At 63.9% G+C, this 25720-nt stretch carries 26 protein-coding genes and 1 tRNA gene; 20 read left to right on the plus strand and 7 right to left on the minus strand.

Features of this window, described 5'->3' with window-relative positions:
* Positions 1–238: 238 nt before the first annotated feature.
* Positions 239–1891 (plus strand): isovaleryl-CoA dehydrogenase, encoded by a 1653-nt coding sequence (locus DU490_RS06620; protein ID WP_114573539.1) that lies wholly within the window; start codon positions 239–241, stop codon positions 1889–1891.
* Here DU490_RS06620 and DU490_RS06625 read toward each other — a convergent pair.
* The 6 genes from DU490_RS06625 to DU490_RS06650 form a co-directional block, all read right to left on the minus strand.
* Entirely contained in the window at positions 1831–3066 is a 1236-nt protein-coding gene (locus DU490_RS06625) for an EAL domain-containing protein (protein ID WP_114573540.1), read from the minus strand. The genes DU490_RS06620 and DU490_RS06625 overlap by 61 nt on opposite strands.
* 75 nt (positions 3067–3141) lie before the next feature.
* Positions 3142–3759: a LysE family translocator gene (locus DU490_RS06630; protein ID WP_114573541.1), complete on the minus strand. Its 618-nt coding sequence runs from the start codon at positions 3757–3759 to the stop codon at positions 3142–3144.
* Positions 3760–3812: 53 nt separating this feature from the next.
* A complete protein-coding gene (rnk, locus tag DU490_RS06635; protein ID WP_114573542.1) occupies positions 3813–4226 on the minus strand; it encodes a nucleoside diphosphate kinase regulator in 414 nt (137 codons plus the stop codon).
* Between the two features lie 136 nt (positions 4227–4362).
* On the minus strand, positions 4363–4518 hold the full coding sequence (locus DU490_RS17155; protein ID WP_181869988.1) for a DUF202 domain-containing protein: 156 nt from the start codon (positions 4516–4518) through the stop codon (positions 4363–4365).
* 76 nt (positions 4519–4594) lie between these two features.
* Positions 4595–4915: a hypothetical protein gene (locus tag DU490_RS06645; RefSeq protein ID WP_114573544.1), complete on the minus strand. Its 321-nt coding sequence runs from the start codon at positions 4913–4915 to the stop codon at positions 4595–4597.
* Between the two features lie 138 nt (positions 4916–5053).
* Positions 5054–5140 (minus strand) — tRNA-Leu (locus DU490_RS06650).
* A 139-nt stretch (positions 5141–5279) separates the two neighbouring features.
* Between DU490_RS06650 and queA the strand changes: the two genes are divergently transcribed.
* From queA to secF, 5 genes are all read left to right on the plus strand, one after another.
* A complete protein-coding gene (queA, locus tag DU490_RS06655) occupies positions 5280–6320 on the plus strand; it encodes a tRNA preQ1(34) S-adenosylmethionine ribosyltransferase-isomerase QueA (RefSeq protein ID WP_114573545.1) in 1041 nt (346 codons plus the stop codon).
* 135 nt (positions 6321–6455) lie between these two features.
* Positions 6456–7574, plus strand: a complete 1119-nt coding sequence (tgt, locus tag DU490_RS06660; RefSeq protein WP_220270463.1) for a tRNA guanosine(34) transglycosylase Tgt — start codon at positions 6456–6458, stop codon at positions 7572–7574.
* Between the two features lie 98 nt (positions 7575–7672).
* Complete coding sequence (yajC, locus tag DU490_RS06665; RefSeq protein ID WP_114573547.1) at positions 7673–8002, plus strand: preprotein translocase subunit YajC; 330 nt, start codon at positions 7673–7675, stop codon at positions 8000–8002.
* Between the two features lie 206 nt (positions 8003–8208).
* Positions 8209–10059 (plus strand): protein translocase subunit SecD, encoded by a 1851-nt coding sequence (secD, locus tag DU490_RS06670; protein ID WP_114573548.1) that lies wholly within the window; start codon positions 8209–8211, stop codon positions 10057–10059.
* Positions 10060–10068: 9 nt separating this feature from the next.
* On the plus strand, positions 10069–10998 hold the full coding sequence (secF, locus tag DU490_RS06675; RefSeq protein ID WP_114573549.1) for a protein translocase subunit SecF: 930 nt from the start codon (positions 10069–10071) through the stop codon (positions 10996–10998).
* A 78-nt stretch (positions 10999–11076) separates the two neighbouring features.
* Here secF and DU490_RS06680 read toward each other — a convergent pair whose 3' ends face one another.
* Positions 11077–11871 (minus strand): inositol monophosphatase family protein, encoded by a 795-nt coding sequence (locus tag DU490_RS06680; RefSeq protein ID WP_114573550.1) that lies wholly within the window; start codon positions 11869–11871, stop codon positions 11077–11079.
* A gap of 173 nt (positions 11872–12044) precedes the next feature.
* On the opposite strand from DU490_RS06680, the gene trmJ reads away from it, so the two are divergent.
* The 14 genes from trmJ (at position 12045) to der (ending at position 25554) form a co-directional block, all read left to right on the plus strand.
* Positions 12045–12833, plus strand: coding sequence for a tRNA (cytosine(32)/uridine(32)-2'-O)-methyltransferase TrmJ (gene trmJ / locus DU490_RS06685; protein WP_114573551.1), 789 nt, complete (start codon positions 12045–12047; stop codon positions 12831–12833).
* Positions 12834–12919: 86 nt separating this feature from the next.
* Positions 12920–13783 (plus strand): serine O-acetyltransferase, encoded by an 864-nt coding sequence (gene cysE / locus DU490_RS06690; RefSeq protein ID WP_114573552.1) that lies wholly within the window; start codon positions 12920–12922, stop codon positions 13781–13783.
* 130 nt (positions 13784–13913) lie between these two features.
* The gene (locus tag DU490_RS06695) at positions 13914–14384 is read left to right on the plus strand and encodes a Fe-S cluster assembly transcription factor (protein WP_114573553.1); all 471 of its coding nucleotides are present in this window, start codon (positions 13914–13916) and stop codon (positions 14382–14384) included.
* Positions 14385–14433: 49 nt separating this feature from the next.
* On the plus strand, positions 14434–15582 hold the full coding sequence (locus tag DU490_RS06700; RefSeq protein ID WP_114573554.1) for an aminotransferase class V-fold PLP-dependent enzyme: 1149 nt from the start codon (positions 14434–14436) through the stop codon (positions 15580–15582).
* Between the two features lie 36 nt (positions 15583–15618).
* Positions 15619–15945, plus strand: a complete 327-nt coding sequence (locus tag DU490_RS06705) for an iron-sulfur cluster assembly accessory protein (protein WP_114573555.1) — start codon at positions 15619–15621, stop codon at positions 15943–15945.
* Between the two features lie 244 nt (positions 15946–16189).
* Positions 16190–16615, plus strand: coding sequence for a nucleoside-diphosphate kinase (ndk, locus tag DU490_RS06710; protein ID WP_114573556.1), 426 nt, complete (start codon positions 16190–16192; stop codon positions 16613–16615).
* 169 nt (positions 16616–16784) lie between these two features.
* Entirely contained in the window at positions 16785–17948 is a 1164-nt protein-coding gene (gene rlmN / locus DU490_RS06715; protein ID WP_404872836.1) for a 23S rRNA (adenine(2503)-C(2))-methyltransferase RlmN, read from the plus strand.
* Positions 17949–18047: 99 nt separating this feature from the next.
* Positions 18048–18782, plus strand: a complete 735-nt coding sequence (gene pilW, locus DU490_RS06720) for a type IV pilus biogenesis/stability protein PilW (protein WP_114573558.1) — start codon at positions 18048–18050, stop codon at positions 18780–18782.
* Positions 18783–18812: 30 nt separating this feature from the next.
* Complete coding sequence (locus DU490_RS06725; protein WP_114573559.1) at positions 18813–19805, plus strand: RodZ domain-containing protein; 993 nt, start codon at positions 18813–18815, stop codon at positions 19803–19805.
* Between the two features lie 10 nt (positions 19806–19815).
* Positions 19816–20931 carry a flavodoxin-dependent (E)-4-hydroxy-3-methylbut-2-enyl-diphosphate synthase gene (ispG, locus tag DU490_RS06730; protein WP_114573560.1) on the plus strand — a complete coding sequence of 372 codons (1116 nt, stop codon included), beginning with the start codon at positions 19816–19818 and terminating at the stop codon, positions 20929–20931.
* A 25-nt stretch (positions 20932–20956) separates the two neighbouring features.
* Positions 20957–22285 carry a histidine--tRNA ligase gene (gene hisS, locus DU490_RS06735; RefSeq protein ID WP_258801410.1) on the plus strand — a complete coding sequence of 443 codons (1329 nt, stop codon included), beginning with the start codon at positions 20957–20959 and terminating at the stop codon, positions 22283–22285.
* 46 nt (positions 22286–22331) lie between these two features.
* The gene (locus DU490_RS06740; protein WP_114573562.1) at positions 22332–22991 is read left to right on the plus strand and encodes a tetratricopeptide repeat protein; all 660 of its coding nucleotides are present in this window, start codon (positions 22332–22334) and stop codon (positions 22989–22991) included.
* Between the two features lie 8 nt (positions 22992–22999).
* Positions 23000–24154: an outer membrane protein assembly factor BamB gene (gene bamB, locus DU490_RS06745; RefSeq protein WP_258801414.1), complete on the plus strand. Its 1155-nt coding sequence runs from the start codon at positions 23000–23002 to the stop codon at positions 24152–24154.
* A complete protein-coding gene (gene der / locus DU490_RS06750; protein ID WP_114573564.1) occupies positions 24151–25554 on the plus strand; it encodes a ribosome biogenesis GTPase Der in 1404 nt (467 codons plus the stop codon). The genes bamB and der overlap by 4 nt, the downstream gene beginning before the upstream one ends.
* Positions 25555–25720: the final 166 nt, after the last annotated feature.

The following is a 25720-nucleotide window of genomic DNA, read 5'->3' on the forward strand; positions in this document are numbered from 1 at the left end:
GTCGTCACGCTCGACGTCACATTGACCCCGCCCGATGCACTGACCATGCTTCGGAACAATCCCCTGAAATACTGACCGCAAGGGAAACGCTGAACAAATCGACGAGCGAGATGAAGCGCAAGGCGCGCGGAGCACAGGACCCGGAGCATATGGGGTATATGTGAGGACTCCGAGCACCGCGCAACGCAGCGATTCGCTCGCGCAGGCATTTGTGCAGTGTTTCCCAAGGAGCTCCGCCATGAACCGCTCGTCCCCCCGAACCCGCATGGCGACCCACGAGGTGCTCAACCAGCCCGCTCCCCGGGGCGACCGGGACCTGCTTGCCGGGGACCTGCCGCTGCGCGAGGCGCTGGCCAGGGAGGCCCCGCCGTGGGTCGCCGAGCGCCTCGCCCCCCTGGGCCGAGAAACCGGCAGCACCCGAGTCGCAGCCTTGGGAGAGGAAGCCAACCGCCACCCACCGGAGCTGCACCTTTTCGATCGCCACGGCCGACGCCTGGATGAAGTGCACTACCACCCCGCCTACCACGAGCTGATGACGATGGCGATGGCGGGCGGCTGGCATGCGGTGGCCTGGCAGGAGGAGGGGCGCGGGGGCCACCAGGCCCATATCGCCGCCCTCTACCTGCTGACCCAGGCCGAGCCAGGCTTCTGCTGCCCGGTGACCATGACCCACGCTGCCATGCCGGTGCTACGCCACAGTCCGGACGTGGAGGCCGCCTGGGCACCTGGCCTGCTGGCCAACGCCTATGATCCCCGCCCCCTGCCAGCCGCACAAAAGCGAGGCCTTACCTTTGGCATGGCCATGACCGAGAAGCAGGGGGGCAGCGATGTACGCAGCAATTCCACACGCGCCGAACCCGACGGCGAGGGTTGGCGACTAACCGGTCACAAGTGGTTCTGCAGCGCGCCGATGTCCGATGCCTTTCTCACCCTGGCCCAGACCAACGACGGCCTCTCCTGCTTCCTGGTGCCGCGTTTCACGCCGGACGGAGAGCGCAACGCCATCGAGCTGCAGCGGCTCAAGGAAAAATGCGGAAATCGCGCCAATGCCTCCGCCGAGATCGAGTATCGTGGCGCTTGGGCGACCCCGTTGGGCGATCCCGGCCGCGGCGTGGCGACCATCATCGACATGGTCCAACAAACCCGGCTGGACGCGGCCACTGCACCGGTGGGTATGATGCGCCTGGCCCTGACGGAAGCCTGGCACCACACGCGGCAACGACACGCCTTTGGAAAAGTGCTGGCCGAACAGCCGCTGATGCGTAGCGTTCTCGCCGACCTGGCGCTGGAGGTGGAAGCCGGGATCGCCCTCGCCATGCGCACCGCCCATGCCTTCGACGGGGTTGCACGAGGAGACGACCGACAAACCGCCCTGGCCCGGCTGCTGCCGTCACTAGCCAAGTACTGGCACAACAAGCGCGGACCCGGTTTCATGGCCGAGGCCATGGAGTGCCTGGGCGGCATCGGCTACGTGGAGGAGACGCCGCTGGCGCGGCTCTACCGTGAGGCGCCCGTGAACTCGATCTGGGAGGGGTCGGGCAACGTGATGTGTCTCGACGTGCTGCGGGTACTGGCCCGGCACCCGGAGTCGATTGAGGCACTGCGGGCCGAGCTGGCCGCGGCCCGGGGACAGCAGCCGGACTTCGACTTGGCGTTGGCTGGACTGGAACGCGACCTGGCGCTGCCCACCGGCGCACTGGAGGCCAGGGCACGCTGGCTGGCCCAGCGCCTGGCACAGTGCTTGCAGGCGTCACTGCTGCTGCGCCATGCCCCCAACGAGGTGGCCGAGACCTTCTGCCGCTCGCGCCTTGGCGTGGAAGCCAGCCCGGCCTACGGTGTGATACCGGCCGATGCCACGCTGGCGACGATCCTGGCACGGATCGGTGACTGATCCGAGGCCAACTCGGGAATCATGTCGGCGGGGACAGGCCGCGACAGGCCAAAACCCTGCACATGGGTACAGCCAAAACGGGCCAGGGTCGGCAGGCAGTCGAGCTCCTCGACCCCTTCGGCCACCACCCGGATACCCAGGCGGCGCCCCAGCAGGGCGACCGCCTCGACGATGGCCGCATCCTGGGAGTCCTGCTGCAGGTGACTCACGAAGCTACGGTCGATCTTGAGTTCGCTGATCGGCAGCATCTGCAAGCGTGACAGCGAGGAGAACCCCACGCCGAAGTCATCTACCGACACCTCCATCCCGTTGAGGTGCAGCCGGGCGGCTATTTCCGAGCCCAGCAGTTCGTCATCCATGGCCGCGGTCTCGGTGATCTCTAGCACCACCTGGGGCGGCTCGCCCGGCCGCCAATGGTGTATCATCGAGAGTAGCTGCGACTCCATGAGGTCATCGGCGGTAACATTTACCGACAACGACAGTACAACGCCCATGCTAGCCCACTGCGCAGCATCGGCAAGCGCCTGCTCAAGCACGTGGCAGGTCAGGCGACGGCTCTGGCCGACGGTAAGCATGGGCAGGAAGCTGGCCGGCCCGATCAGCCCGATCTCGGGGTGCGACCAGCGCACCAGCGCCTCGACACCGCTCAAGCGGCCCGTGGCGAGCTCGAACTGCGGCTGGTAGTGGAGGGTGAGTTCGTGCCGCTCCAAGGCTCGGTCGAGCTCTGCGGCGGAGAAGAAAGGGTCATCCTCGGGCGCAATGGCCGGTTTGCGCCCCAAATGCAGTCGGTCCAGCCGCTGGCGCAGTTCGGCCAACCGCATCGGCTTTTCCAGCGAACCGAGCATCTGCAGGCCCAGGGTATGCCCCACCCGTTCGGCGATGCGCGAAATCTTGCGCTCGACGCCGCCCAGCAGCAACACCCAGCCTGCATAGCGCCGTTCGGCCAGCAGGCGCAGCAGGGCTATCCCGTCCGGGTCGCCGAATTCCAGCCCCATGATGACCAGTTGAGGGTCACATTCGGAGATCTCCTCCAACAGGAGGTCAGCCCGACGATAGCAGCGGCTTTCCATACCCAGCACATGCAGCTGGAGCGACAGGACTGCCACTACATCGGGATCCTCGTCCAGAACAACGACCAGGGCGCGGTCCTCTTCTTCTATCGACAACACGTTCATGGGGGTTTCCGCTTGCGAATAGCCTCGAGGCTATCATCATCCCCGACGCTAGGGCCGGGGCGGCTGTCAACGCTATCAACCGAGAGGGCCGACTACCACCCGCAGGGCAAGGGCCAGCAGCATCACGCTGGTAATGCGATGGATCCAGTGGGCGCGGCTCTGGAGCCAAGGCAGCACCCGGGAGTGCGTCAGTGAAACCGCCACCAGCACATACCAGCCGCCGTCGATGATCATGGCAGTGAGCACGATGATCGCCTTCGCCGCCAGGCTCATATCCGGGGCCACGAACTGGCTGAGCAGTGCAATGAAGAACAGGATCAGCTTGGGGTTGCCCAGCGCCACCAGCATGCCTTCCCGCGCCGCCTGGCTGCGGGTCGTGGCCGTGGCCTTCGCCTCAAGGGCGCTGACCCGCCCGGCGCGCAGCGCCTTGATGCCGAGCCAGGCCAGGTAGGCCGCGCCCGCCCAGGTGATCGCCTGGAACAGGGCCGGGAAGCGTGCGATCAGCGCTCCCAGCCCCCATACCGTCAACAGGGCATAGAACCCCACGCCCAGCGCATGAAAGAGCGCCGCCGCCACTCCCGGCGCGCGACCTCCGCCCAGGGTGTGGCGCAGCACCAGCACCAAGCTGGGCCCGGGGGACATGGCCCCCATGGCACAGACTGCCACCAGCGACATCCATAGCGAAAACGGCATTCCGATCCTCTCCTCGATGCAGCCGACGCCGCCCTTCAGCACCGCTCATGTCCTCAGCGGTGAAACTGCCCTTCCCGCTCCGGCTGCCACAGGATGGCGTCGATGCGTAGCTTGGTCTCGCCGCCTCCGGGCAGCGGCCAGTCAATGACGTCACCGATACGCAGGCCGATCAGCCCCGCGCCGATGGGCGCCATGACCGAGATACCGTCTTCGGTCTTGGCCAGGGCATGAGGGTAGACCAAGGTGCGGATGATCTGCCGATTGCGGTTCAGGTCGGTGAACTGCACCTGGCTGTTCATGCTGACCACATCATCGGGGATCTCTTCCGGGTCGACCACCTGGCCCCGTTCGAGCTCCTCCTCAAGGCAGTCGGCGACGAAGCGGTCTTTCTCATCCACCTGATCAATCAGACGCTGCAGGCGATCAGCATCCAGACGGTTGATGAGAATGGGGGGACGGGGTGACATGACGACCTCCTTTTGGCCGGTCGGCGAGGTGAACACGCTGCCGGCCCTACAACTAAAACAGCCCTTCGCCCGCATTGGGGAGAAGGACTGTGACGATAGCGACATGATAAGCCCGACCTCGGGCCTTGTCAGGCCTTCACGGCCGGTTTCGGCGGCCTGTAAAGATTACCACGACGCCCAGTACGGCCAGCGTCAACCCGACGAACATCGCCGGGTTCTGGGTCTGAAAGCCGAACAGGGTCAAACCTACCCCCAGCACGATCAATGCCGTGGCGAACCACTTCACACCCATGACGCACTCCTCGCAAATCAGTATAGCCACCAGCATGACGTCGATACTGAGGCATATCAAGGAAATAGCGGAAGGCTCACATCACGCCAAGGGTCTCCAGCGCTCTGCGAGTCGCCTCGAAGGGAACAAAGAGTGCCTCTGGAGAGAGGTTCAGTACCACCATCAGCAGGGCGAAGGTCACCGCGCTGCCGATAAGGAAGCTCACCACGTGGAAACCACGCCGCCCGGCTTTCTCCACCGAGCGGCTTCTGCCTTGATGCGCACGGGGTGGAAAGTCCGCCTCGTCCGCGAACTCCTCGCCGGCACTTCCGCGGCCACGCCTCAACCATCCCGGCGGCGGCCGGCCCTCCCGCCGATCCCCCTCCCTCCAGCTCTCCTCCCGGTCTTCCATACTCATGCTCACACCCTCGCCGGTAGCGCCACTGCTTCACATTATCATAGCGGTGAAGATGGCTTGGGGTGTTGAACACGTAAAGGGCTGGAAAGCAGAAGGCCAGAAATGCAAACAGCCGCTCGTAAGCGACTGTTTTTCAAGTGGTACCGGCGGTCGGACTCGAACCGACAAGGGCTTGCACCCGGCGGATTTTGAATCCGCTGCGTCTACCAATTCCGCCACGCCGGCAGCGCGGTGCATTATACGTGGCCTTCACGGCAGGTCAATCGGGTTGCCTGACGACGCGGTCATTTTTCGGTATCCTTGCGGGCTTGTCCGGCTGCCCGCCAGCCGCTTCTGACGACCTTTCCTGCGGAACCGAACCTGCATGCAGCGCGCCGATTTCCATTACGAGCTTCCCGAGGATCTGATCGCTCGCTACCCCTCCGAGCAGCGCAGCGACTGCCGCCTGCTGTGCGTGGCTGGCCCAACCGGTGATCTCGCCCACCGCCGCTTCGTTGACCTGCTCGGCCTGCTCGAGCCCGGCGACCTGCTGGTGTTTAACGACACCCGGGTGATTCCCGCGCGGCTGCACGGCCACAAGGCCAGCGGCGGCAAGGTGGAGATGCTGCTGGAGCGTCCGTTGGACGCCTATCGCGGCCTGGCCCATCTGCGCAGCAGCAAGTCGCCCAAGCCCGGCACCGAACTGATCTTCGAGGGCGACATCCATGCCGTAGTGGAGGGCCGCCGCGATGCGCTGTTCGAGCTGCACTTCCTGGGCGAGACACCGCTGATCACGCTACTAGAGCGTCATGGGCATATGCCGCTGCCGCCCTACATCACCCGCGAGGACGAACTGGCCGACCGCGAGCGCTACCAGACCGTCTACGCGCGACGCGACGGTGCCGTGGCCGCCCCCACCGCCGGGCTGCACTTCGATGAGCCGCTGCTGCAACGTCTTGCAGCGAAGGGCATCGACAGTGCCTTCGTCACCCTGCACGTGGGGGCCGGCACCTTCCAACCGGTACGCGCCAACGACATCCGCGAGCACCAGATGCACAGCGAATGGATCGACGTGGGCGAGGCAGCCTGCGAGAAGGTCCGCGCCGCCCGCGCCGCCGGTCGCCGCGTGGTCGCGGTAGGCACTACCAGCGTGCGCTGCCTGGAGAGCGCCTGCGCCAACAGTAGCGACGGCGAGATCGCCCCCTACAGCGGCGAGACCGATATCTTCATCTACCCAGGCTACGAGTGGCACTGCGTGGATGCTCTGATCACCAACTTCCACCTACCCGAATCGACGCTGCTGATGCTGGTGTCGTCGTTTGCCGGGTACGAGGCAACGCTGGCCGCCTATCGCGAGGCCGTCGCCGAGCGCTACGCCTTCTTCAGCTATGGCGATGCCATGTTCCTGACCCGCAAGACGAGCTGAGTTCGATCATGCTGAGTTCAACGCCGACTCATTCACAGCCGATAAGCGCCGTGAGTTCACCGGGGCTTGCCTCGCCCGAATCTGCTCAGCACGCCCTGTTCTTATACCGAGATAGCCATGCGTAACGAATCCTTCATGTCCTTCGAGCGGCTGGCCAGCGACGGCCGTGCCCGCCGCGGCCGCCTCACTTTCCCCCGCGGCACGGTGGAAACGCCAGCTTTCATGCCGGTAGGCACCTACGGCACGGTCAAGGGCATGACTCCCGCTTCGGTGGAGGAGATCGGGGCCGAGATTATCCTCGGCAACACCTTCCACCTTTGGCTGCGCCCGGGCACCGAGGTGATCGAAACCCATGGCGACCTGCACGACTTCTCACAATGGCACAAGCCGATCCTCACCGACTCCGGCGGCTTCCAGGTCTTCTCGCTGGGCAAGATGCGCAAGATTACCGAGCAGGGCGTTCACTTCCGCTCGCCGGTGGATGGCAGCAAGGTGTTCATGGGTCCCGAGGAGTCGCTGGCGGTGCAACGCTCGCTTGGCTCCGATGTGGTGATGATCTTCGACGAGTGCACGCCCTACCCGGCCACCGAGCAGGAAGCCGCGCTTTCCATGGAACGCTCGCTGCGCTGGGCCAAGCGCTCCCACGAGGCTCATGGCGACTCGCCTTCGGCGCTGTTCGGCATCATCCAGGGCGGCATGTATCCCGAGCTTCGCCGCCGCTCCCTCGACGGCCTGCTAGAAATCGGCTTCGACGGTCTGGCCATCGGCGGCCTCTCCGTGGGCGAACCCAAGGAGGAGATGATCGGGGTGCTGAACTACCTGCCCGAATGGATGCCAGAAGAATATCCACGCTACCTGATGGGCGTGGGCAAGCCGGAAGACCTGGTGGAAGGCGTGCGCCGCGGCATCGACATGTTCGACTGCGTGATGCCCACTCGCAACGCCCGCAACGGCCACCTCTTCACCGCCGAAGGCACCGTCAAGATCCGCAATGCCAAGCACCGCCACGACACGGGGTCCCTGGAAGAGGGCTGTGACTGCTATACCTGCCAGCACTTCTCCCGCGGTTACCTGCACCATCTGGACCGCTGCGGCGAAATGCTCGGCTCGATGCTCAATACGATCCACAACCTGCGCCACTATCAGCGGCTCATGGCCGGTTTGCGCGGTGCCATCGAAGCGGGTACATTGGCGGACTTCGTGGAAGGCTACTATGGGCAGCGGGGGCTGCCGGTACCTGCCGCACCGAATTGATGATCGACCGACTGCCGTGGCCCACCGGCCCGCAGCATCGCTCGGTCAACGTTTCTCGCACGCAACCTTAACTTACCCTCTCAGGAGACACGCCTCTCATGCTGGATTTCTTCATCTCTCCGGCCATGGCCCAGGACGCTGGTGGCGCCGGTGGCGGCATCGCTCAGATCGTCATGCTGGTCGGTTTCGTACTGATTTTCTATTTCCTGCTGTGGCGCCCTCAGGCCAAGCGGGCCAAGCAGCACCGTGAACTGGTCGGCGGCCTCTCCAAGGGCGACGAAGTGGTCATCGGCGGTGGTCTGCTGGGCCGGATCACCAAGGTTGGCGATGATTTCATCTCCCTGGAAATCGCGGACAATACCGAGGTCAATGTACAGAAGAGCGCTGTGGCGAACGTGCTGCCCAAGGGCACCATCAAGTCCATCTGACTTCGACGCTCCTCGTCCTTGCCGATCGACCCTCCCCGGTCGGGTAACGGCGAGGGTCGCAATCCGGCCGATGCCCCAGGCGCTCTTCGCGCCAACGGGCATACGGCCGTATTGTCGTCTCGGTAGCCGCTGTTTCAGCCAGCTCTTTGCTTTTTCAGCAACCCGTTTTCAGCAACCCGTTTTCAGCAACCAAGGGCAGGGCTCGCATGCTCAATCGTTATCCCCTGTGGAAGTATCTGCTGATAGGCATTGTGCTGCTAGTAGGCCTGGTCTACTCGCTGCCCAACCTCTATCCGGAAGACCCATCGGTACAGATCAGTAGTGCCCGCGGTGATGCCACCATCAATGCTGGCCAGCTCGACAATATTCGCCAGTCGCTGGTCGACGCCGGGATCGACATCAAGAGCGTGGAGAGCGAGGACACCCGGGTCCTGATCCGCCTGGACGATCCCGATGACCAACTGCGCTCCCGCGACATGATTGCCAGCATGCTCGGCGACGAGTACGTCGTGGCATTGAACCTGGCCGAAGCGACGCCCGGCTGGCTGCAGGCGCTCTCCGCCTCACCCATGACCCTGGGGCTCGACCTGCGCGGCGGCGTGCACTTCCTGCTGGAAGTGGACATGGATGCGGCACTCGAGCAGCGGCTCGAAGTGAATGCCAGCGCCATGCGCGAACAACTGCGCAGCGAACGCATCCGCTACCGCGGCACCGAGATCGAAGGCCGCACGCTGACCATCACCTTCACCAACCAGGAAGATCGCGATACCGCCCGCCGGCTGATCGCCCGAGAGTTCCGCGACTTCGACTACGAGAGCGCCGGCGATGGACGTGGCGCCCAACTGGTCATGACCATGACCGAGCAGGCGGTCAACGATCTCCAGGACTACGCCGTCAACCAGAACCTCACGACCCTGCGCAACCGGGTCGACGAGTTGGGTGTAGCCGAGCCCATGGTGCAGCGCCAGGGCCCCGACCGTATCGTGGTCGAGCTGCCCGGCGTGCAGGACACCGTGGCCGCCAAGCGGGTGGTGGGTGCGACCGCCAACCTGGAATTCCGCCTCGAGGCTCACCCTGATACGCCGGACATCGAGACCCAGCCGTTCAGCTTCCGTAATGATCCCTCGCGCAACGCCGACTTGTTGCGCGACGTGATCATCACCGGCGATAGCGTCTCCAGCGCCAGCCGCAGCTTCGATGAGAACGGCCGGCCCCAGGTCAATATCAACCTGGACGGCACCGGCGGCACGCTGATGAACCGCGCCACGCGCACCAATATCGGTCGCAACATGGCTGTGCTGTTCATCGAGCACCGGACACGCGATCGCACGGTGATCGAGAACGGCGAGGAAGTCACCGTTCGCGAGCCTTACACCGAGCGCGGCCTGATCAGCCTGGCCACCATCCAGAGCGCGCTGGGCAACAGCTTCCGCATCACCGGGCTCGACTCGCCCACTGAAGCGGCCGAGCTGGCCCTGCTGCTGCGCTCCGGCTCGCTGGCGGCACCGATCTACTTCGTGCAGGAGCGCACCATCGGCCCGAGCCTGGGTGCGGAAAACATTCAGCGCGGCGTGATGTCGGTGCAGATCGGCCTGCTGCTGGTGGTGCTGTTCATGCTGGTCCGCTACAAGGTGTTCGGCATCTTCGCCAACGTCGCCCTGGCGCTCAACCTGACCCTGCTGATTGCCGCCATGTCGATGCTGGGTGCGACCCTTACCCTGCCCGGCATCGCCGGCATCGTGCTGACGCTGGGCATGGCAGTAGATGCCAACGTGTTGATATTCGAGCGAATACGCGAGGAGCTGCGCAGCGGGCTGTCGATTCAGCAGGCGATACACGCTGGCTACGAGCGCGCATTCACCTCGATCGTCGATGCCAACATCACTACCCTGCTGGTGGCGGTAATCCTGTTCTCGATCGGCACCGGGCCGGTCAAGGGCTTCGCGGTGACTCTGTCGCTGGGGATCATCACATCGCTGTTCACCGCCCTGCTGGTGACACGCTCGATGGTGAACCTCACCTACGGTGGCAAACCAGTCAAGAAGCTCTGGATATAAGAGGTGGTAATGAAAACCCTCATCAATCGACAATTCGACTTCATGGGCAAGCGCCGCATCGCCTTCGCGGTGTCGGCGGTGCTGATCCTGGCGTCGATCGTCTCGCTGCTGTTCCAGCAGCTCAACCTGGGGCTGGATTTTACCGGCGGCACCCTGGTAGAAGTGCGCTACAGCGTGGCGCCTTCGCTCGAGGCCATCCGGCTGATCCTGGAGGATGCCGGCTTCCGCGACGTCTCGGTGCAGACCTTCGGTGCTTCCACAGAGGTACTGATCCGCCTGCAGCAGGCCTTCGACCCCGAAGTGGGCGACCGCGTCGTCAGCCTGCTGCGCGCTGAAGGCGACACCGTCGAGCTGATCCGTGCGGAGTTCGTGGGCGCTCAGGTGGGTGAGCAGCTACGTGACCGAAGCGGCCTTGGGCTGCTGGTGGCACTCGGCGTGGTGATGCTCTACGTCGCCTTCCGCTTCCAGTACAAGTTTGCCATCGGCGCCCTGTTGGCGCTGATGCACGACGTGATCATCGTGGTCGGCATTTTCTCGCTATTCCAGCTCGACTTCGACCTCACCGTGCTGGCCGCCCTGCTGGCGGTAATCGGCTACTCGCTCAACGACACCATCGTGGTCTACGACCGTATCCGCGAGACGATTCGCAAGTCGCGAATCGACGACATGCAGGCGATCTTCAACGAAGCGATCAACCTCACCCTGTCCCGTACGCTGGCGACGTCCGGTACCACCTTGCTGGTACTGATGGCACTGCTGCTGCTGGGTGGAGACATGATCCACTACTTCTCGATCGCACTGATCATCGGCGTCGTGGTGGGTACCTTTTCCTCCATTTATGTCGCCGCGGCGCTGCTGCTCGCGGTGAAGCTGCAGCGCGAGGACCTGATCCCGGCCAAGAAGGAAGACCTGGAAGAAGGCGAGGAAGAGCTACCATAAGGCGCTTGTCCTTGGCTAGAACGAGGACCGCCCCCGCAGCATCGCTGCGGGGGCGGTTTCGTTGGCACCCTGAACGACTCAGAAGTGCGGCTTGAGCTGCTGCACCAAAGCCTTGTAGAGGCGCGGACCGGCGGCCATGAGCCTGCCGTCGTCTTCCACCGAGGGCTGTCCGTCGGGTGTGCCCATCAGGGCGCCGGCTTCCTTGAGCAGCAGGCTGCCGACCAGGCGGTCCTGCTCCTCCAGACCCAGCACGAAGGCGGCATCGACGCGGCCCGCGGCGAGCTCAGCCATGTCGAGAAGGCCGCTGCCGGTGGCCAACTGGAGCTGAACCAGGGGGCCGAGCTGCTGGACCAGAGTGAGGTAAGCGGGCAGATGACGGCTGCGCTGGTCGAACTCAGGCAGGCTCATGGCCAGGCTGGCGCCGGCAATGGCAGTGGTCTTGGCCACGCGAATACGCTTGCCATTGTGCTGGGCACCGCGGCCTCGGCTACTGAGATATTCATCATCGCTGAAGGGGCATACCACCACCGCATGCTCCGGGCGGCCCTTTACCAGGCAGACCAGGGACAGGGCGAAGCCCTTGCCGGCCACACCGAGGCTGGAATAGCCATGGAAGGGCTCGATCCGCCATTCGATGTCCAGCCCTTCTCCCTCGCCGGCACGGTGGGGGGTGAAGCGGCCGGAAATACCGTGCTGCGGATAACCGCGGCTGAGCTGATGGGCGATCAGCGTCTCGGCATTGCGAGCGGTGTCCTCGAGCAGGCGATCGAGGTTGTGTTCCTCGTGAGAATTCTCGATGCGCTCACGAATGCGCAGGAACTGTTCGGCGGCACTGCGCGTGGCGCGCAATGCAAATTGGACCATCGGATGCATGATCGGGCCTTGGAGCGTCGGTGGTGTTAAAGAACAGGCTTGTTCGAACGAAGCGTACAGGTCGAACGTATCGGCGCGAATGCTAGCAGAGTCGGCCCGACTGTGCCATCACCACAAGCGGACATGGTAGACTCTGCGCCCTCTTTTACCGTGACGCGACAGGCAGGACCACCATGCTCGACCGCATCCGCATCGTTCTGATCGGCACCAGCCACCCCGGCAATATCGGTGGCACCGCCCGCGCCATGCACAACATGGGGCTTGTCGACCTGGCCCTGGTGGCGCCGCGCTGCGAGCCACTGACCAGCGACACCATTTCCCGCGCCTCCGGGGCCGATCATATCGTGCATGGCGCCCGTACGGTCGAGACCCTGGAGCAGGCCGTTACCGACTGCACACTGGTGGTAGGCGCCAGTGCTCGTTCACGCACCCTGCCCTGGCCGATGATCACTCCCCGGGCGCTGGGGAGCCGGTTGCCCGAAGAGCTGTCCGGCTCCAAATCGCGGATCGCACTGGTATTCGGTCGCGAGGACAGCGGCCTCTCCAATGCCGAACTCCAACGCTGCCATGCTCACGTGCACATCCCGACCAACCCGGACTTCAGCTCGCTCAACCTGGCCGCGGCGGTGCAGGTGCTGGCCTACGAGTGCCGCCTGGCCTGGCTGGCTCAGCAGGAGGAAGGGGGAAGTGCCGAGATCGAGCCACACCAACCATTGGCAAGCCACGAGGAACTGGAACACTACTTCGCCCACCTGGAGCGCACGTTGATCTCCATCGGCTTCCATGACCCGGCCCTGCCCCGGCAACTAATGGCCCGGCTTCGCCGCTTCACCCTTAGGGCACGCCCCGAGCGCATGGAGCTCAACATCCTGCGTGGTATTCTCACCAGCACAGAGAAACAGGTAGCCCAGCCAGAGGGGCGACGGCACGATGTCGACGGCAGCGACACCTCGTCGTCTTGAAGCCGGCTCCCTACGCCCCCAATATGGTAAGTCACCCGACAGATGCCGCTACCGGCTCCGTGCAACCGCCACCCAAGGACCGCCAGATGTTTCAACGCCTGCGCGAGGACATCAACAGCGTATTCGCCCGTGACCCGGCGGCACGCAACTTCCTGGAAGTACTGACAAACTATCCGGGGCTGCACGCCTTGCTGCTCCATCGCATGGCGCACTGGCTATGGAAGAAGCATCTCAAGTGGCTGGCGCGCACCCTGTCGACCTTCTCGCGCTGGCTGACCGGCATCGAGATTCACCCCGGAGCCAAGATCGGCCGACGCTTCTTCATCGATCACGGCATGGGCGTGGTAATCGGCGAGACCGCCGAGGTAGGCGACGATGTCACGCTCTATCAGGGTGTCACCCTGGGCGGCACCAGTTGGCACAAGGGCAAGCGCCACCCGACCCTGGAACAGGGCGTGATCGTCGGGGCCGGTGCCAAGATCCTCGGACCGTTCACCGTGGGTGCCGAAGCAAAGGTGGGCTCCAATGCAGTAGTGACCAAGGAGGTGCCCGCAGGCGCCACGGTGGTGGGCATCCCTGGCAAGATCGTCAAGCGCGAGGAGCCAGATGTAGCCGCGGTACTCGACATCGACCCGGCACGGCGCGAAGCGATCTGCCAGAAGTTCGGCTTTGACGCCTACGGCGTCAGCGAGGACATGCCTGACCCGGTGGCACGTTCGATCCAGGCCATGCTCGACCACATGCATGCCGTGGACGAACGCATAGAGAGGATGTGCGTCACGCTACGCAAGCTCGACGCCGGCTACCGCGATGGAAAGTTGCCCGAACTGCGCGACGAAGATTTTGCCGAAATACTCGACGATGTCGACGCCTGCTGCGGCCCGCCAAAGCCAACACAGCGCACGCCACAGGCCGACACTAAGCACGGCCCCCAGCAGGGCAATGGTTGACCGCAACACTCGGGCTTTACCATAATGGCGCCATGACTTCCGCGGCCGCTGCACCGGCCGCGCCGCACACTGAGCGCCAGCCCCATACCAAGGCGCGGAGGTACGCTGCCATGCGTTCGACGAGCCCACCATGCGTTTGACAACCAAGGGGCGCTACGCCGTCACCGCCATGCTCGACCTGGCCCTGAACAGCGATAAAGGCCCGACTTCCCTGGCCGATATCTCGCGCCGGCAGGAAATCTCGCTGCCCTACCTGGAACAGCTCTTTGCTCGCTTGCGTCGCGCAGCACTGGTCAAGAGCGTTCGAGGACCCGGCGGTGGTTACCTGTTGGCGCTCCCGCCGGAGGATATCTCGGTGTCGAAGGTGATCGGTGCCGTCGACGAGTCGGTGGATGCCACTCGCTGCCAGGGTCTGTCGGACTGCCAGCAGGGCGATACCTGCCTGACACACCACCTGTGGTGCGACCTTTCCGAGCAGATCCGCGGCTTTCTCGACGGTATCACCCTCGGCCAGCTGGTCGAGAATGGCGATGTACGCCGTATCGCCAAGCGTCAGCGCGGCCGCCAGGATGCAGACACCATCCTGACCTCTGCGCCCTGAGCGCCGACGGACACCTCACCCGATCCCGTATGGAGACTCCCGCGAGCCCATGAGCGACCTCGTCTACCTCGATTATGCCGCCACCACCCCGGTCGACCCCCGCGTCGCCGACGTGATGCAGCGCCATCTCACCCAAGACGGCATCTTCGCCAACCCCGCCTCGCGCAGCCATATGCTCGGCTGGCAGGCGGAGCAGGTCGTGGAGAATGCCCGCCGCCAGGTCGCCGACCTGATCGGCGCCGACCCACGCGAAATCGTCTGGACCAGCGGCGCCACCGAAGCCGACAACCTGGCTCTGATCGGCTATATGCGTGCGAACCGTAACAAGGGCAGCCACCTGGTCACCTCGATCATCGAGCACAAGGCGGTAGTGGACACCGCCCGGGCACTGGAAACCGAAGGGTTCGAGGTAACCTGGCTGACTCCGGGGAAAGACGGGCGCGTGACCGCCGATCAGTTGCGTGACGCCATACGCCCGGACACCGTGTTGGTCTCGCTGATGGCAGTCAACAACGAGCTGGGCTGTATCCATGACCTCGCGGGGCTGGCGGAGGTGACGCATGCCGGCGGCGCCCTGTTTCATGTCGATGCCGCACAGGCGGTGGGGCGCATACCGCTCGATGTCAGCGCTCTCGGCATCGACCTGATGTCGCTCTCCGGCCACAAGGTCTACGGCCCCAAGGGCGTGGGCGTACTCTACGTCAAACGCAGCCCGGATATCCGCTTGGCGCCGCTGATTCATGGCGGTGGGCACGAGCGCGGCATGCGCTCCGGCACCCTGCCGACTCACCAGATCGTCGGCATGGGGGAAGCCTTCGCCCTGGCCGCCCAGGAAGGCGAGGTCGACCAGGCGCGCATCCTGGCACTGCGGAACCGTCTGCTTGACGGCCTGTCGGATCTGGATGGCATTCACCGCAATACGGCTATCGGCATCGCGGTTCCCAATATTCTCAACCTCGCCTTCGAGGGTGTTGACGGCGAGTCGCTGCTGATGGCGTTGCGCGATATCGCGCTTTCGACTGGCTCTGCCTGCAACTCGGCGAGTGTTGAGCCATCCTATGTATTGAAGGGTATCGGCGTACCGCGCCCTCTCGCGCTGGCATCGCTTCGCTTCAGTTTCGGACGATTCACCACCGAAACCGATATCGACAAGGCGCTGGACGCCCTGCAACATGCTCTTCCGGGCCTGCGCCGCTAGGCGGCCATGCCTACCCACACAAGCAGGAGAATGAAGATGTCGCACCTTTCGATCACCACCGCCGCCGCCGAGCAGATCCAACGGGTGCTCGAGGAGCGCGGCCAGGGACTGGGCCTGCGGGTCTCGGTCAAGCCCAGCGGTTGCTCGGGCTACAGCTACGTGCTTGACTTCGCCGACGAAGCGGCCAATGACGACATCGCCTTCGAGGATCATGGCGTAACCGTCTTCGTTGCCCCCGACGCGCTCGAGCTGCTCGACGGCAGCGAGGTCGACTATGTCTCGGAGGGGGTCAACCGCTTCTTCCGCTTCAACAATCCCAACGTCAAGGACCAGTGCGGCTGCGGGGAAAGTTTCACGGTGTAACACCCTCAACCACCCCCCTGCCGTAGCGGCCAAGCGAATGTTCCGCCCCCGAAGGCTGTACGATTGTTCAACGCCCGCCGGGAGCGTTATACTCTGCGCCCACTGTTTATGCGTTGAATCGTCGCGCCCTGGCCTGCGACGCAGAACGCAACTTTATTCTTAGCGCCGCGCCGTGCCGGCTTCTCTGAGAGACCGGCGCAGCGTGGCGCTATCCCCATACGCACTACCAACGGAGACAGGCCCCATGGCTACCGAACGCACTCTTTCCATCATCAAGCCCGACGCTGTCGCCAAGAACGCCATCGGCGAGATCATCGCTCGCTTCGAGAAGGCCGATCTCAAGGTCGTGGCCGCCAAGATGCTGCACCTCTCCGAAGAGAAGGCCGGCGGTTTCTACGCCGAGCACAAGGAGCGCCCCTTCTACATGGACCTGGTCGGCTTCATGACCTCGGGTCCGGTCGTCGTGCAGGTGCTGGAAGGCGAAGATGCCATCGCCAAGAACCGCGAGCTTATGGGCGCCACCAATCCGAAGGAAGCGGCACCGGGCACCATTCGCGCCGACTTCGCCAAGACCATCGATGCCAATGCTGTGCATGGCTCCGACTCTCCGGCATCCGCCGAGCGAGAAGTGGCGTATTTCTTCAATGCCGACGAAATCTGCCCGCGCTAAGGGAACTCTGATTTATTGCTGCGCTCGATATCTTGGCCGCCGGCGGTGCTCAAAATCCTCACCTAGTACCGCATAGGCTCCGGTTTTTGCGCTCCGGCGGCGACCAACCTATCTTCGCTCGCGGCAGAAATCAGCAGCCCCCTATGGCAGCTATCTGCGAGCGGGGGTCATGCCCCCGCTCTCGTCCTGCCCCGACCTATGTGATGCCATGACCGCCACCGCTTCCCAACGCACCAATCTGCTCGGCATGACTCGCGAGGAGTTGGAAGAGTTCTTCCTCACCATTGGCGAGAAGAAGTTTCGTGCCGCCCAGGTGATGAAATGGATCCACCACGAAGGCTGCGACGACTTCGCGGCCATGACCAACCTGTCCAAGGCGCTACGCACGCGCCTGGCCGAGGTGGCCGAGATTCGTGGGCCGGTGGTGGCCTATGAGGGCACCTCCAGCGACGGTACCCGCAAGTGGGTGCTGGAAGTGGAAGACGGCACCTATGTGGAGACCGTGCTGATCCCCGCCGAGAACGGCAAGCGGCGCACCCTTTGCGTCTCCTCCCAGGTCGGCTGCTCGCTGGATTGCAGTTTCTGCTCCACCGGCAAGCAGGGCTTTCAACGTAACCTCTCCAGCGCCGAGATCATCGGCCAGGTCTGGGTGGCAAGCAACAGCTTCGGCCCACGCCGCGACACCGCCAACCGCCCCGTCACCAACGTGGTGATGATGGGCATGGGCGAGCCGCTGTTGAACTACGACAACGTTGTGCCGGCCATGAAGCTGATGCTGGACGACAACGGCTACGGCCTCTCCAAGCGTCGCGTCACTCTATCAACGTCCGGCGTGGTTCCCATGCTAGACAAGCTGGGCAACGAGCTCGACGTGAGCCTGGCCATCTCGTTGCATGCCGCCACCGATGAGCTGCGCAGCAAGCTGGTGCCACTGAACCGCAAGTACAACATTCGCTCCCTGCTGGACGCCTGTCAGCGCTATCTTGCCAAGTGCGACGACACGCGGATGGTGACCATCGAATACACCCTGATCAAGGACGTCAACGATCAGCAGGTGCATGCCGAGCAACTCGCCGAACTGTTGCGCGAGTTGCCTTGCAAGATCAATCTCATTCCCTTCAACCCCTTCCCCCACTCGGGCTATGAGACACCGTCACGCAACCAGACGATGCGCTTCCAACAGTGGCTCTACGAACTGGGCTACACGGCCCCGGTTCGCAGTACACGCGGCGACGATATCGATGCCGCCTGTGGTCAGCTGGTGGGTCGGGTCAAGGATCGCACCAAACGGCATGCGCGCTATATTCGCTCGATACAGATCGACGCCGACTGAAGCGGGCAGGCGCCTTGACTTCAACACGTCACGGCGCTTTGATGGACAGGCTTTTTTACCCGCCACCACTGCCCGATGAGTTCTTTGCATGAGGATGCCATGACGCTCTGCCCCTCCCTGTCCTCCCGACTCAGGCCGCTTTCACTGATGGCGATGCTCGCCGGATCGCTGTGGCTGACCGGCTGTGCCAGCCAGCCCGAGCGGGGCGATGGCAGCAGCCCCGCCGAGGCGTTCACCGAACTGGGCATGGCCTACCTGGAGCAGGGCAACCTTCCACGCGCCATCGCGGCGCTCAATCGCGCCCTGGAAAGCGATGCAAGAAATCCTCAGGCACTTCAGGCCATGGCCATTGTCTATCAGCGACAGGGCGAAGACGAACTGGCCGACGAGACCTTCCAGCAGGCCCTGAAGGCGGACCCAGACTACAGCCGAGCGCGCAACAACTACGCTGCCTTTCTCTATGACAAAGGTCGCACGGCCGAGGCCTGCGAACAGCTCGAGATGGCTTCCCGTGACACCCAGTACGCCAACCGTGCCCAGCTATTTGCCAACCTGGGGCAGTGCTATTGGGAGATGGGGAATCTGGCCAAGGCTCGAAGCAACCTCGAGCGCGCCCAGAGCCTCGAACCGCGCAGTCCGAGGAGCTACTTTGCGCTGGCCGAACTGGAGCTGACGCTAGGAAATCCGGAGCGTGCCCGCCATCAGTTGGATGCCTTCATCCGGCTGGCGGGAATGACACCGAATGCCCGGGCGCTGGCCAACGAAATTGCCGTGGCCCCAAGCGGGAGCACAGCCGTCACCCCTGACCCGGACACCGTACGTGACGCCCCTTGATCAACGATTCATGACGAAGGATGCTCAGCCATGAGCGACAATCACAATATCGATACCGTCGACTTCGGGTCCCAGGCCTCTCCCGGCGAACTACTGCGCCGGGAGCGAGAAAACCAGGGTCTCTCCCGCGAAGAAGTTGCTACGGCGCTCAACCTTCGGCCGGCCGTTGTCAGCGGGCTGGAAGAGGACAACTACGAGCAGATCCCCGTTGCCGCCTACCGTCGCGGCTACCTGCGTGCCTATGCCCGCCTGCTGGGCATGGAAGATGGACCCGTTCTTGAATCCTATGCCAACCGCTTCAGCAGCCAGGAAATGGAGCAGCGGGTGACTCCAGTGAACGTCTCCCGCCCCCCCTCACGTATAGGTGCCTGGCTGTTCAAGCTGGTGACCCTGCTGGTGATTGCCGGTCTGATCGGGCTTACCCTGGTGTGGTGGCAAAGCCGGGGTGGTAACGAGCTGTTAGATTTGGGCGACAGCAGCCCTGTCTCGGTGGACAACCTCGATGGCACCACTACCGTGGTGGAAGAGGAGCCGCCTCCCGCAGTCGCAGAGTCCCTGCCACCGCTGCCCGAGGAAGGCGTCGACCCGATCGGCTCCCAGGCACCTGCCGCCCCGTCCCCCCAGGTCGACCCGACTGGGGCCGAGCGGCTCGCGGTAGTCGGCGACACCGGCGAGCCGATTCCCGCGCCCGTCGAAGGGGTGGCCGAGGAAGTTGCTGAAACGCCCGACATCGTCACCGAGGAGGAGTCCGAAACCGTCGAGGCCCCTGCTGCTGGCGATGTGCGGGAACTGCAGTTGACCTTCAACGAGCAATCCTGGACCGAGATCTTCGATGCCAATAACCAGCGCATCTTCGTTGGGCTCCAGGAGCCCGGCACCACCGCCAGCGTGGAGGGCGAACCGCCTTTCCGCATGACTATCGGCAATGCCACCGGTGTCGAGCTGATATGGCGTGACGAATCGGTCGATCTTGCTGCACGCGCCGGTGCCAACAACGTTGCCCGCTTCACTCTGGGAGAATGATTCCGTCACCATGCACGCTCAATCGCCCATCATTCGACGTAAGTCCCGCCAGATACATGTCGGCAAGATTGCGGTAGGGGGGGGTGCCCCCATCTCCGTGCAGAGCATGACCAACACCGACACACTTGACGTGGCCGCCACCGTAGCCCAGATACGCCAACTGGAAGCCGCCGGGGCCGACATCGTGAGGGTCTCGGTGCCGACCATGGAGGCCGCCGAGACCTTCGGCCGCATCAAGCGCGAGGTCGAGGTACCGCTTGTGGCCGATATTCACTTCGACTACAAGATCGCTCTGCGCGTCGCCGAGCTCGGCGTCGATTGCCTGCGCATCAACCCCGGCAACATCGGTAAGGAAGAGCGAGTTCGCGCCGTGGTCAGTGCCGCCCGCGATAACGGCATTCCCATCCGCATCGGCGTCAACGCCGGGTCGCTGGAGAAGGAGCTGCAGCGCAAGTATGGTGAGCCGACACCGGAAGCCCTGGTCGAATCGGCCATGCGCCATATCGACCATCTCGACCGACTCGACTTCCAGGAGTACAAGGTCAGCGTCAAGGCCTCGGATGTGTTCATGGCGGTGGCCGCCTACCGCCAGCTTGCCACGCTGATCGAGCAGCCGCTGCACCTGGGCATTACCGAGGCAGGCGGCCTGCGCTCGGGCACCGTGAAGTCCTCCATTGGCCTGGGCATGCTACTGATGGACGGCATCGGCGACACAATTCGTGTCTCGCTCGCCGCCGACCCGGTAGAGGAAATCAAGGTTGGCTTCGACATGCTAAAGAGCCTGCGCCTGCGCGCCAAGGGTATCAACTTTATCGCCTGCCCCAGCTGCTCGCGCCAGAATTTCGATGTCATCGGCACCATGAACGCACTTGAGGAGCGGCTCGATGACATCATGACGCCACTCGACGTTTCCGTGATCGGCTGCGTGGTCAATGGCCCTGGTGAAGCCAAGGAGGTCGATGTCGGCCTCACCGGTGGCTCGCCCGCCAACCTCGTCTATATCGACGGCAAGCCCGCCTCCAAGCTGAGCAACGACAATCTGGTCGATGACCTCGAGCGCTTGATTCGCGAGCGGGTACGCCTGAAAGAGCAGGCCGAACAGGATGTGCTCGCCCGCAGCCAGTGAGCCGGGCGACAACAAGGAGTCAGCATTGAGCAAGTCCCCAGTCAGCAATAAAGAGCCGAGCAAGAAAAAGATCCAGGCCATTCGCGGCATGAACGACCTGCTGCCGGAGCACTCGTCGCTATGGCAGTACTTCGAGGGCAAGGTGCAGTCGCTGATGCAGCGCTACGGCTACGCCGAGATTCGTACGCCAATCGTCGAGCAGACCGCGCTGTTCGCCCGCTCCATCGGCGAAGTCACTGACATCGTCGAAAAGGAGATGTATACCTTCGAGGATCGTAATGGTGACAGCCTGACCCTGCGCCCAGAGGGCACGGCAAGCTGCGTGCGCGCCGCTATGGAGAACGGTATGCTGCACAACCAGACCCAGCGGTTGTGGTACCAGGGCCCAATGTTTCGCCACGAGCGCCCGCAGAAGGGACGTTATCGGCAGTTTCATCAGGTCGGTCTGGAAGCTTTCGGCCTGGACGGTCCCGACATCGACGCCGAGGTGATCCTGCTCTCGGCACGGCTGTGGAAGGAACTGGGCCTGCTCGAGCATGTCACCCTGGAGCTCAACTCACTGGGCTCAAACGAGGCACGTGCCACCTATCGTGACAAGCTGGTGGCCTATTTCGAGGCGCACCGCGATCAGCTCGACGAGGATTCCCTGCGCCGCCTGACCAGCAACCCGCTGCGCATCCTGGATTCGAAGAACCCTGACATGGCGCCGATGCTGGCCGATGCGCCCCGGCTCATGGACCACCTGGACGACGGATCCCGCGAGCACTTCGAGCAGCTCACGGCCCTGCTTGAGGCGGCCGGCATCGACTACGTGATCAATCCGCGCCTGGTGCGTGGCCTTGACTACTACTGCCGTACCGTCTTCGAATGGACCACCACGGCGCTGGGCAGCCAGGGCACGGTATGTGCTGGCGGACGCTATGACGGCCTGGTTGAGCAACTCGGCGGCAAGCCGACCCCGGCCGTGGGCTTCGCCATGGGCATCGAACGGCTCATTCTGCTGCTGCAGACCCTGGAGCTGGTGCCCCCAAGCGCCCTGGAGGAGCTGGACGTCTACCTGCTGCCCATGGATGATGACGCCACTGCCAGCGCCATGCTGCTGGCCGAGCAGCTACGCACGTCGCTGCCTGACCTGCGTTTGCAACTGCACTGCGGGGGAGGCAGCTTCAAGAGTCGCATCAAGAAGGCCGACAAGAGCGGTGCCCGCCTCGCCCTGCTGCTGGGTGAGGATGAATTGGCCAATGATCGAGTGACCCTGAAGTTCCTGCGCGAAGCGCGTGATCAGCAGAGCCTGAATCGGCGCTCGATAGGCACCGACCTCGCCACATTGTTGTCAGGCAAAGCTGTTGGATAATGCGATCGCCTGACCCGAACCGGACATGCTGTAAAGGAGACCGCCCGTGGCGGAGCTGAGAACTGAAGAAGAGCAGCTGGATGCTATCAAGCGATGGTGGAAGGAGAACGGCACCGCGTTGGTCGCCGGTGTAGCCCTCGCCGCTGCCGGCATATTCGGCTGGAACGCCTGGCAGAACTATCAGGAAAACCAGTCCGAGGCGGCTTCGCTGCGCTACCAGCAGTTGGTCAACCTGGCAGACTCGGAAACGCTGGATGGCGAAGGCCTTGCCCGAGCCCGCACGCTTGCCGACGAGATCGTCGACAACCATGGCCGCACGCTCTATGCCGACATGGCACGGCTGATCGATGCTCGCCTGGCCGTGGAACAGGACGACCACGATGCCGCACAGGCCGCATTGCGCGCGGTGATCGAGACCAGCGGGCGTGAGTACCTCCAGGGTCTGGCGCGACTGCGCCTGGCGCGACTGCAGATCGCCCAGGGCGATGCCGAATCGGCTCTCGATACCCTCGGCAGCGGCATCCCCGACGCGCTTGCTGCCCAGCGGGCCGATATTCGCGGTGACGCCCAGCTCGCGTTGGGCCGCCAAGACCAGGCGCGCGAGGCCTGGCGTGAAGCGCTGGCCCACGCCGAGCAGCGTGACCAACCGATCTATGGTGTCCAGCTCAAGCTGGAAGATCTTGGTGTTGAAGAGGCGATACTATGATTTCTATCATGCGGCGCAATGCATCCCTGGCCATTGTTGCCACGCTCACTATCGGCCTGCTGGCCGGTTGCGCCAACAAGTCAGAGCCACGCTATTCGCCCAAAGAACTCACTCGCTTCGATGCCACCGCCGAGCTGCATAGCGACTGGCGCCAGCGGGTTGGCCAGGGACTGGGGCGGGCCCAGTACCCCATTGCCCCGTCGCTGGACGACGGCACCCTCTATGCCGCCGACGAGCGCGGCCGGGTAATGGCATTCGATGCCAACAGCGGCAGCCGGCTGTGGCAAAAGGACCTCGATGTCGGCGTTTCCAGCGCCCTGACCGCCGTGGCCGGCGAGATTTACCTGGGCACGCGAAATGGCGAAGTGCTGGCGCTCAGCCAGGCCGACGGTGACGTGTTGTGGCGCTCGCGGGTTCCCAGTGAAGTACTGGCCGCTCCCCAGCCTACCCAGCAGCTGCTGGTGGTGCAGAGCGTCGATGGCAGCATCACCGCCCTGAACCGCAGCAACGGCCAGGAGCGCTGGTCGCACAGCACCACCGAACCCGCCCTTACCCTGCGCGGCACCGGCACGCCGTCGGTGATCGACCCAGTGACCTTCGCTGGCTTCGCCAACGGTCGTCTGGTCACCCTGGACAATCGCAGTGGACAGCCACTTTGGGAGCGGCGCATTGCCGTGCCACAGGGCCGCAGCGAGGTCGATCGCATGGTCGATCTAGGCGGCCAGCCGGTACTGACGCCGGATGGACGCCTGTTCGTGACCAGTTACAACGGACGCCTGGTGGCCCTGCAGGCCAACACCGGTGAAATTCTGTGGGAGCGTGAACACTCCAGCCACCTGACACCGGTCCTGGTCGGCGACCGCCTCTTCACCGTCAACGAAGCCAGTCACCTGATCGCCATCGATGCGCGCAGCGGCGAGGAAGTGTGGCGCAACCGCGATCTCGAAGGGCGCTGGCTCACCGCCCCGGCCTTCGCCGGCGGCAACCTGGTGGTGGGCGACTTCGAGGGCTACCTGCATCTGGTCGATACCCAGAGCGGTCGCTTCACCGCCCGAACCCGGATAGACAGCTCGGGCATCAGTGTGCGGCCTGTCACCGATGAGCGGCGCATCTACGTGCTGGCCAATAACGGTCGCCTGGAAGCCCTGGACATCCGCCGATGACGCCTGTGATTGCCCTGGTCGGCCGGCCCAATGTGGGCAAGTCGACCCTGTTCAACCGCCTGACCCGCTCGCGGGACGCTCTGGTGGCTGACTTCCCTGGCCTCACCCGCGACCGCAAGTACGGTAACGGCCTGCTCGGCAACAAGAGTTATACGGTCATCGACACCGGCGGCATCAGCGGGGACGAGGAAGGTATCGACGCCGCCATGGCCGAACAGTCGCTAGCGGCCATCGATGAGGCCGACATCGTGCTGTTCATGGTCGATGCCCGGGCCGGCCTCAACGTAGCCGACGAGGCCATCGCCAACCACCTGCGGGTCAACCAGAAGAAGACCTGGCTGGTGGTCAACAAGACCGACGGCCTGGAAGAGCACTCGGCCATGGCCGATTTCTGGGCGCTGGGGCTCGGCGATCCCTTCCCCATCGCCGCGGCCCACGGTCGCAACGTCACCACCCTGATCGAGACGGTACTCGAGCGCTTTCCCGAACGCGACGAGAGCATCCCTGCCGACACCGGCACCAAGGGGATTCGCATCGGCGTGATCGGCCGGCCCAACGTGGGCAAGTCGACCCTGGTCAACCGGCTGCTGGGCGAGGAGCGGGTCGTGGTCTTCGACGAGGCCGGCACCACCCGGGACGCCATCGAGATCCCCTTCGAACGCCGCGGCAAGCCCTATGTGCTGATCGATACCGCCGGCGTGCGGCGACGCAAGAACGTCCGCGAGACCTTCGAGAAGTTCTCGATCATCAAGACCCTGGAGGCGATCAAGGAGTGTCATGTCGCCGTCATGGTGCTGGATGGCAGCAGTGGTCTAGTAGAGCAGGACCTGCATCTTCTCGACTACGTGCTGACCACCGGACGTGCCCTGGTGCTGGCGGTCAACAAGTGGGACGGGCTGGAGACCGAGGCCAAGGAGAAGATGCGCGCCGAGATCAAGCGCCGCCTGGGCTTCGCCGACTACGCCGAGCTGCACTTCATCTCGGCCCTACACGGCACTGCGGTGGGTGACCTCTATCCCTCCATCGAACGCGCCTTCGCGTCCGCCAATAGCCACTGGTCGACCAACCGTCTCACCACCCTGCTGCAGGATGCCGTCAGCCAGCATTCGCCCCCCCTGGTGCAAGGCCGCCGCATCAAGCTGCGCATGGCGCATCAGGGCGGCAGCAATCCGCCCATCATCGTGGTGCACGGCAACCAGACCGAGGCACTGCCCGAAGCCTACAAGCGCTACCTGATCAATACCTTCCGCAAGGTGCTCAAAGTTCGCGGCACGCCGATTCGCTTTGAATTCCGCTCCGGCAGCAACCCCTTCGACCCCATGGCCGACACCAGCGATCGCGAGAAAGCCAAGAAGCGTGAGTTGGGTCGTACCAAGGAGGCTCGCAAGAGCCGTCGCTGAAGCACCCACCGCGTCAGGCGTCGCCGACCCCCGGTAGGCGGCGCCGCTTCCCCGTCGTGTCTTGGCTCTTTCCGGTTACTGTTCCGTTGCTGAAATTTTCTTGACAGCAAGACCCACCAAACCTGAAATACGCCCATTTGCCATTCGCTGCTGCCCTTCCGGGCAA

The sequence above is a fragment of the Halomonas sp. DQ26W genome, from assembly GCF_003339685.1.
In the GTDB taxonomy this organism is placed as follows: Bacteria; Pseudomonadota; Gammaproteobacteria; order Pseudomonadales; family Halomonadaceae; genus Halomonas.

What these genes read in the sequence shown, in the direction of transcription:
- DU490_RS06620 (WP_114573539.1), top strand. Translation starts at nt 239, where the DNA reads ATGAACCGCTCGTCCCCCCGAACCCGCATGGCGACCCACGAGGTGCTC.
- DU490_RS06625 (WP_114573540.1), bottom strand. Translation starts at nt 3,066, where the DNA reads ATGAACGTGTTGTCGATAGAAGAAGAGGACCGCGCCCTGGTCGTTGTT.
- DU490_RS06630 (WP_114573541.1), bottom strand. Translation starts at nt 3,759, where the DNA reads ATGCCGTTTTCGCTATGGATGTCGCTGGTGGCAGTCTGTGCCATGGGG.
- rnk (WP_114573542.1), bottom strand. Translation starts at nt 4,226, where the DNA reads ATGTCACCCCGTCCCCCCATTCTCATCAACCGTCTGGATGCTGATCGC.
- DU490_RS17155 (WP_181869988.1), bottom strand. Translation starts at nt 4,518, where the DNA reads ATGGGTGTGAAGTGGTTCGCCACGGCATTGATCGTGCTGGGGGTAGGT.
- DU490_RS06645 (WP_114573544.1), bottom strand. Translation starts at nt 4,915, where the DNA reads ATGAGTATGGAAGACCGGGAGGAGAGCTGGAGGGAGGGGGATCGGCGG.
- queA (WP_114573545.1), top strand. Translation starts at nt 5,280, where the DNA reads ATGCAGCGCGCCGATTTCCATTACGAGCTTCCCGAGGATCTGATCGCT.
- tgt (WP_220270463.1), top strand. Translation starts at nt 6,456, where the DNA reads ATGTCCTTCGAGCGGCTGGCCAGCGACGGCCGTGCCCGCCGCGGCCGC.
- yajC (WP_114573547.1), top strand. Translation starts at nt 7,673, where the DNA reads ATGCTGGATTTCTTCATCTCTCCGGCCATGGCCCAGGACGCTGGTGGC.
- secD (WP_114573548.1), top strand. Translation starts at nt 8,209, where the DNA reads ATGCTCAATCGTTATCCCCTGTGGAAGTATCTGCTGATAGGCATTGTG.
- secF (WP_114573549.1), top strand. Translation starts at nt 10,069, where the DNA reads ATGAAAACCCTCATCAATCGACAATTCGACTTCATGGGCAAGCGCCGC.
- DU490_RS06680 (WP_114573550.1), bottom strand. Translation starts at nt 11,871, where the DNA reads ATGCATCCGATGGTCCAATTTGCATTGCGCGCCACGCGCAGTGCCGCC.
- trmJ (WP_114573551.1), top strand. Translation starts at nt 12,045, where the DNA reads ATGCTCGACCGCATCCGCATCGTTCTGATCGGCACCAGCCACCCCGGC.
- cysE (WP_114573552.1), top strand. Translation starts at nt 12,920, where the DNA reads ATGTTTCAACGCCTGCGCGAGGACATCAACAGCGTATTCGCCCGTGAC.
- DU490_RS06695 (WP_114573553.1), top strand. Translation starts at nt 13,914, where the DNA reads ATGCGTTTGACAACCAAGGGGCGCTACGCCGTCACCGCCATGCTCGAC.
- DU490_RS06700 (WP_114573554.1), top strand. Translation starts at nt 14,434, where the DNA reads ATGAGCGACCTCGTCTACCTCGATTATGCCGCCACCACCCCGGTCGAC.
- DU490_RS06705 (WP_114573555.1), top strand. Translation starts at nt 15,619, where the DNA reads ATGTCGCACCTTTCGATCACCACCGCCGCCGCCGAGCAGATCCAACGG.
- ndk (WP_114573556.1), top strand. Translation starts at nt 16,190, where the DNA reads ATGGCTACCGAACGCACTCTTTCCATCATCAAGCCCGACGCTGTCGCC.
- rlmN (WP_404872836.1), top strand. Translation starts at nt 16,785, where the DNA reads ATGCCCCCGCTCTCGTCCTGCCCCGACCTATGTGATGCCATGACCGCC.
- pilW (WP_114573558.1), top strand. Translation starts at nt 18,048, where the DNA reads ATGACGCTCTGCCCCTCCCTGTCCTCCCGACTCAGGCCGCTTTCACTG.
- DU490_RS06725 (WP_114573559.1), top strand. Translation starts at nt 18,813, where the DNA reads ATGAGCGACAATCACAATATCGATACCGTCGACTTCGGGTCCCAGGCC.
- ispG (WP_114573560.1), top strand. Translation starts at nt 19,816, where the DNA reads ATGCACGCTCAATCGCCCATCATTCGACGTAAGTCCCGCCAGATACAT.
- bamB (WP_258801414.1), top strand. Translation starts at nt 23,000, where the DNA reads ATGCGGCGCAATGCATCCCTGGCCATTGTTGCCACGCTCACTATCGGC.
- der (WP_114573564.1), top strand. Translation starts at nt 24,151, where the DNA reads ATGACGCCTGTGATTGCCCTGGTCGGCCGGCCCAATGTGGGCAAGTCG.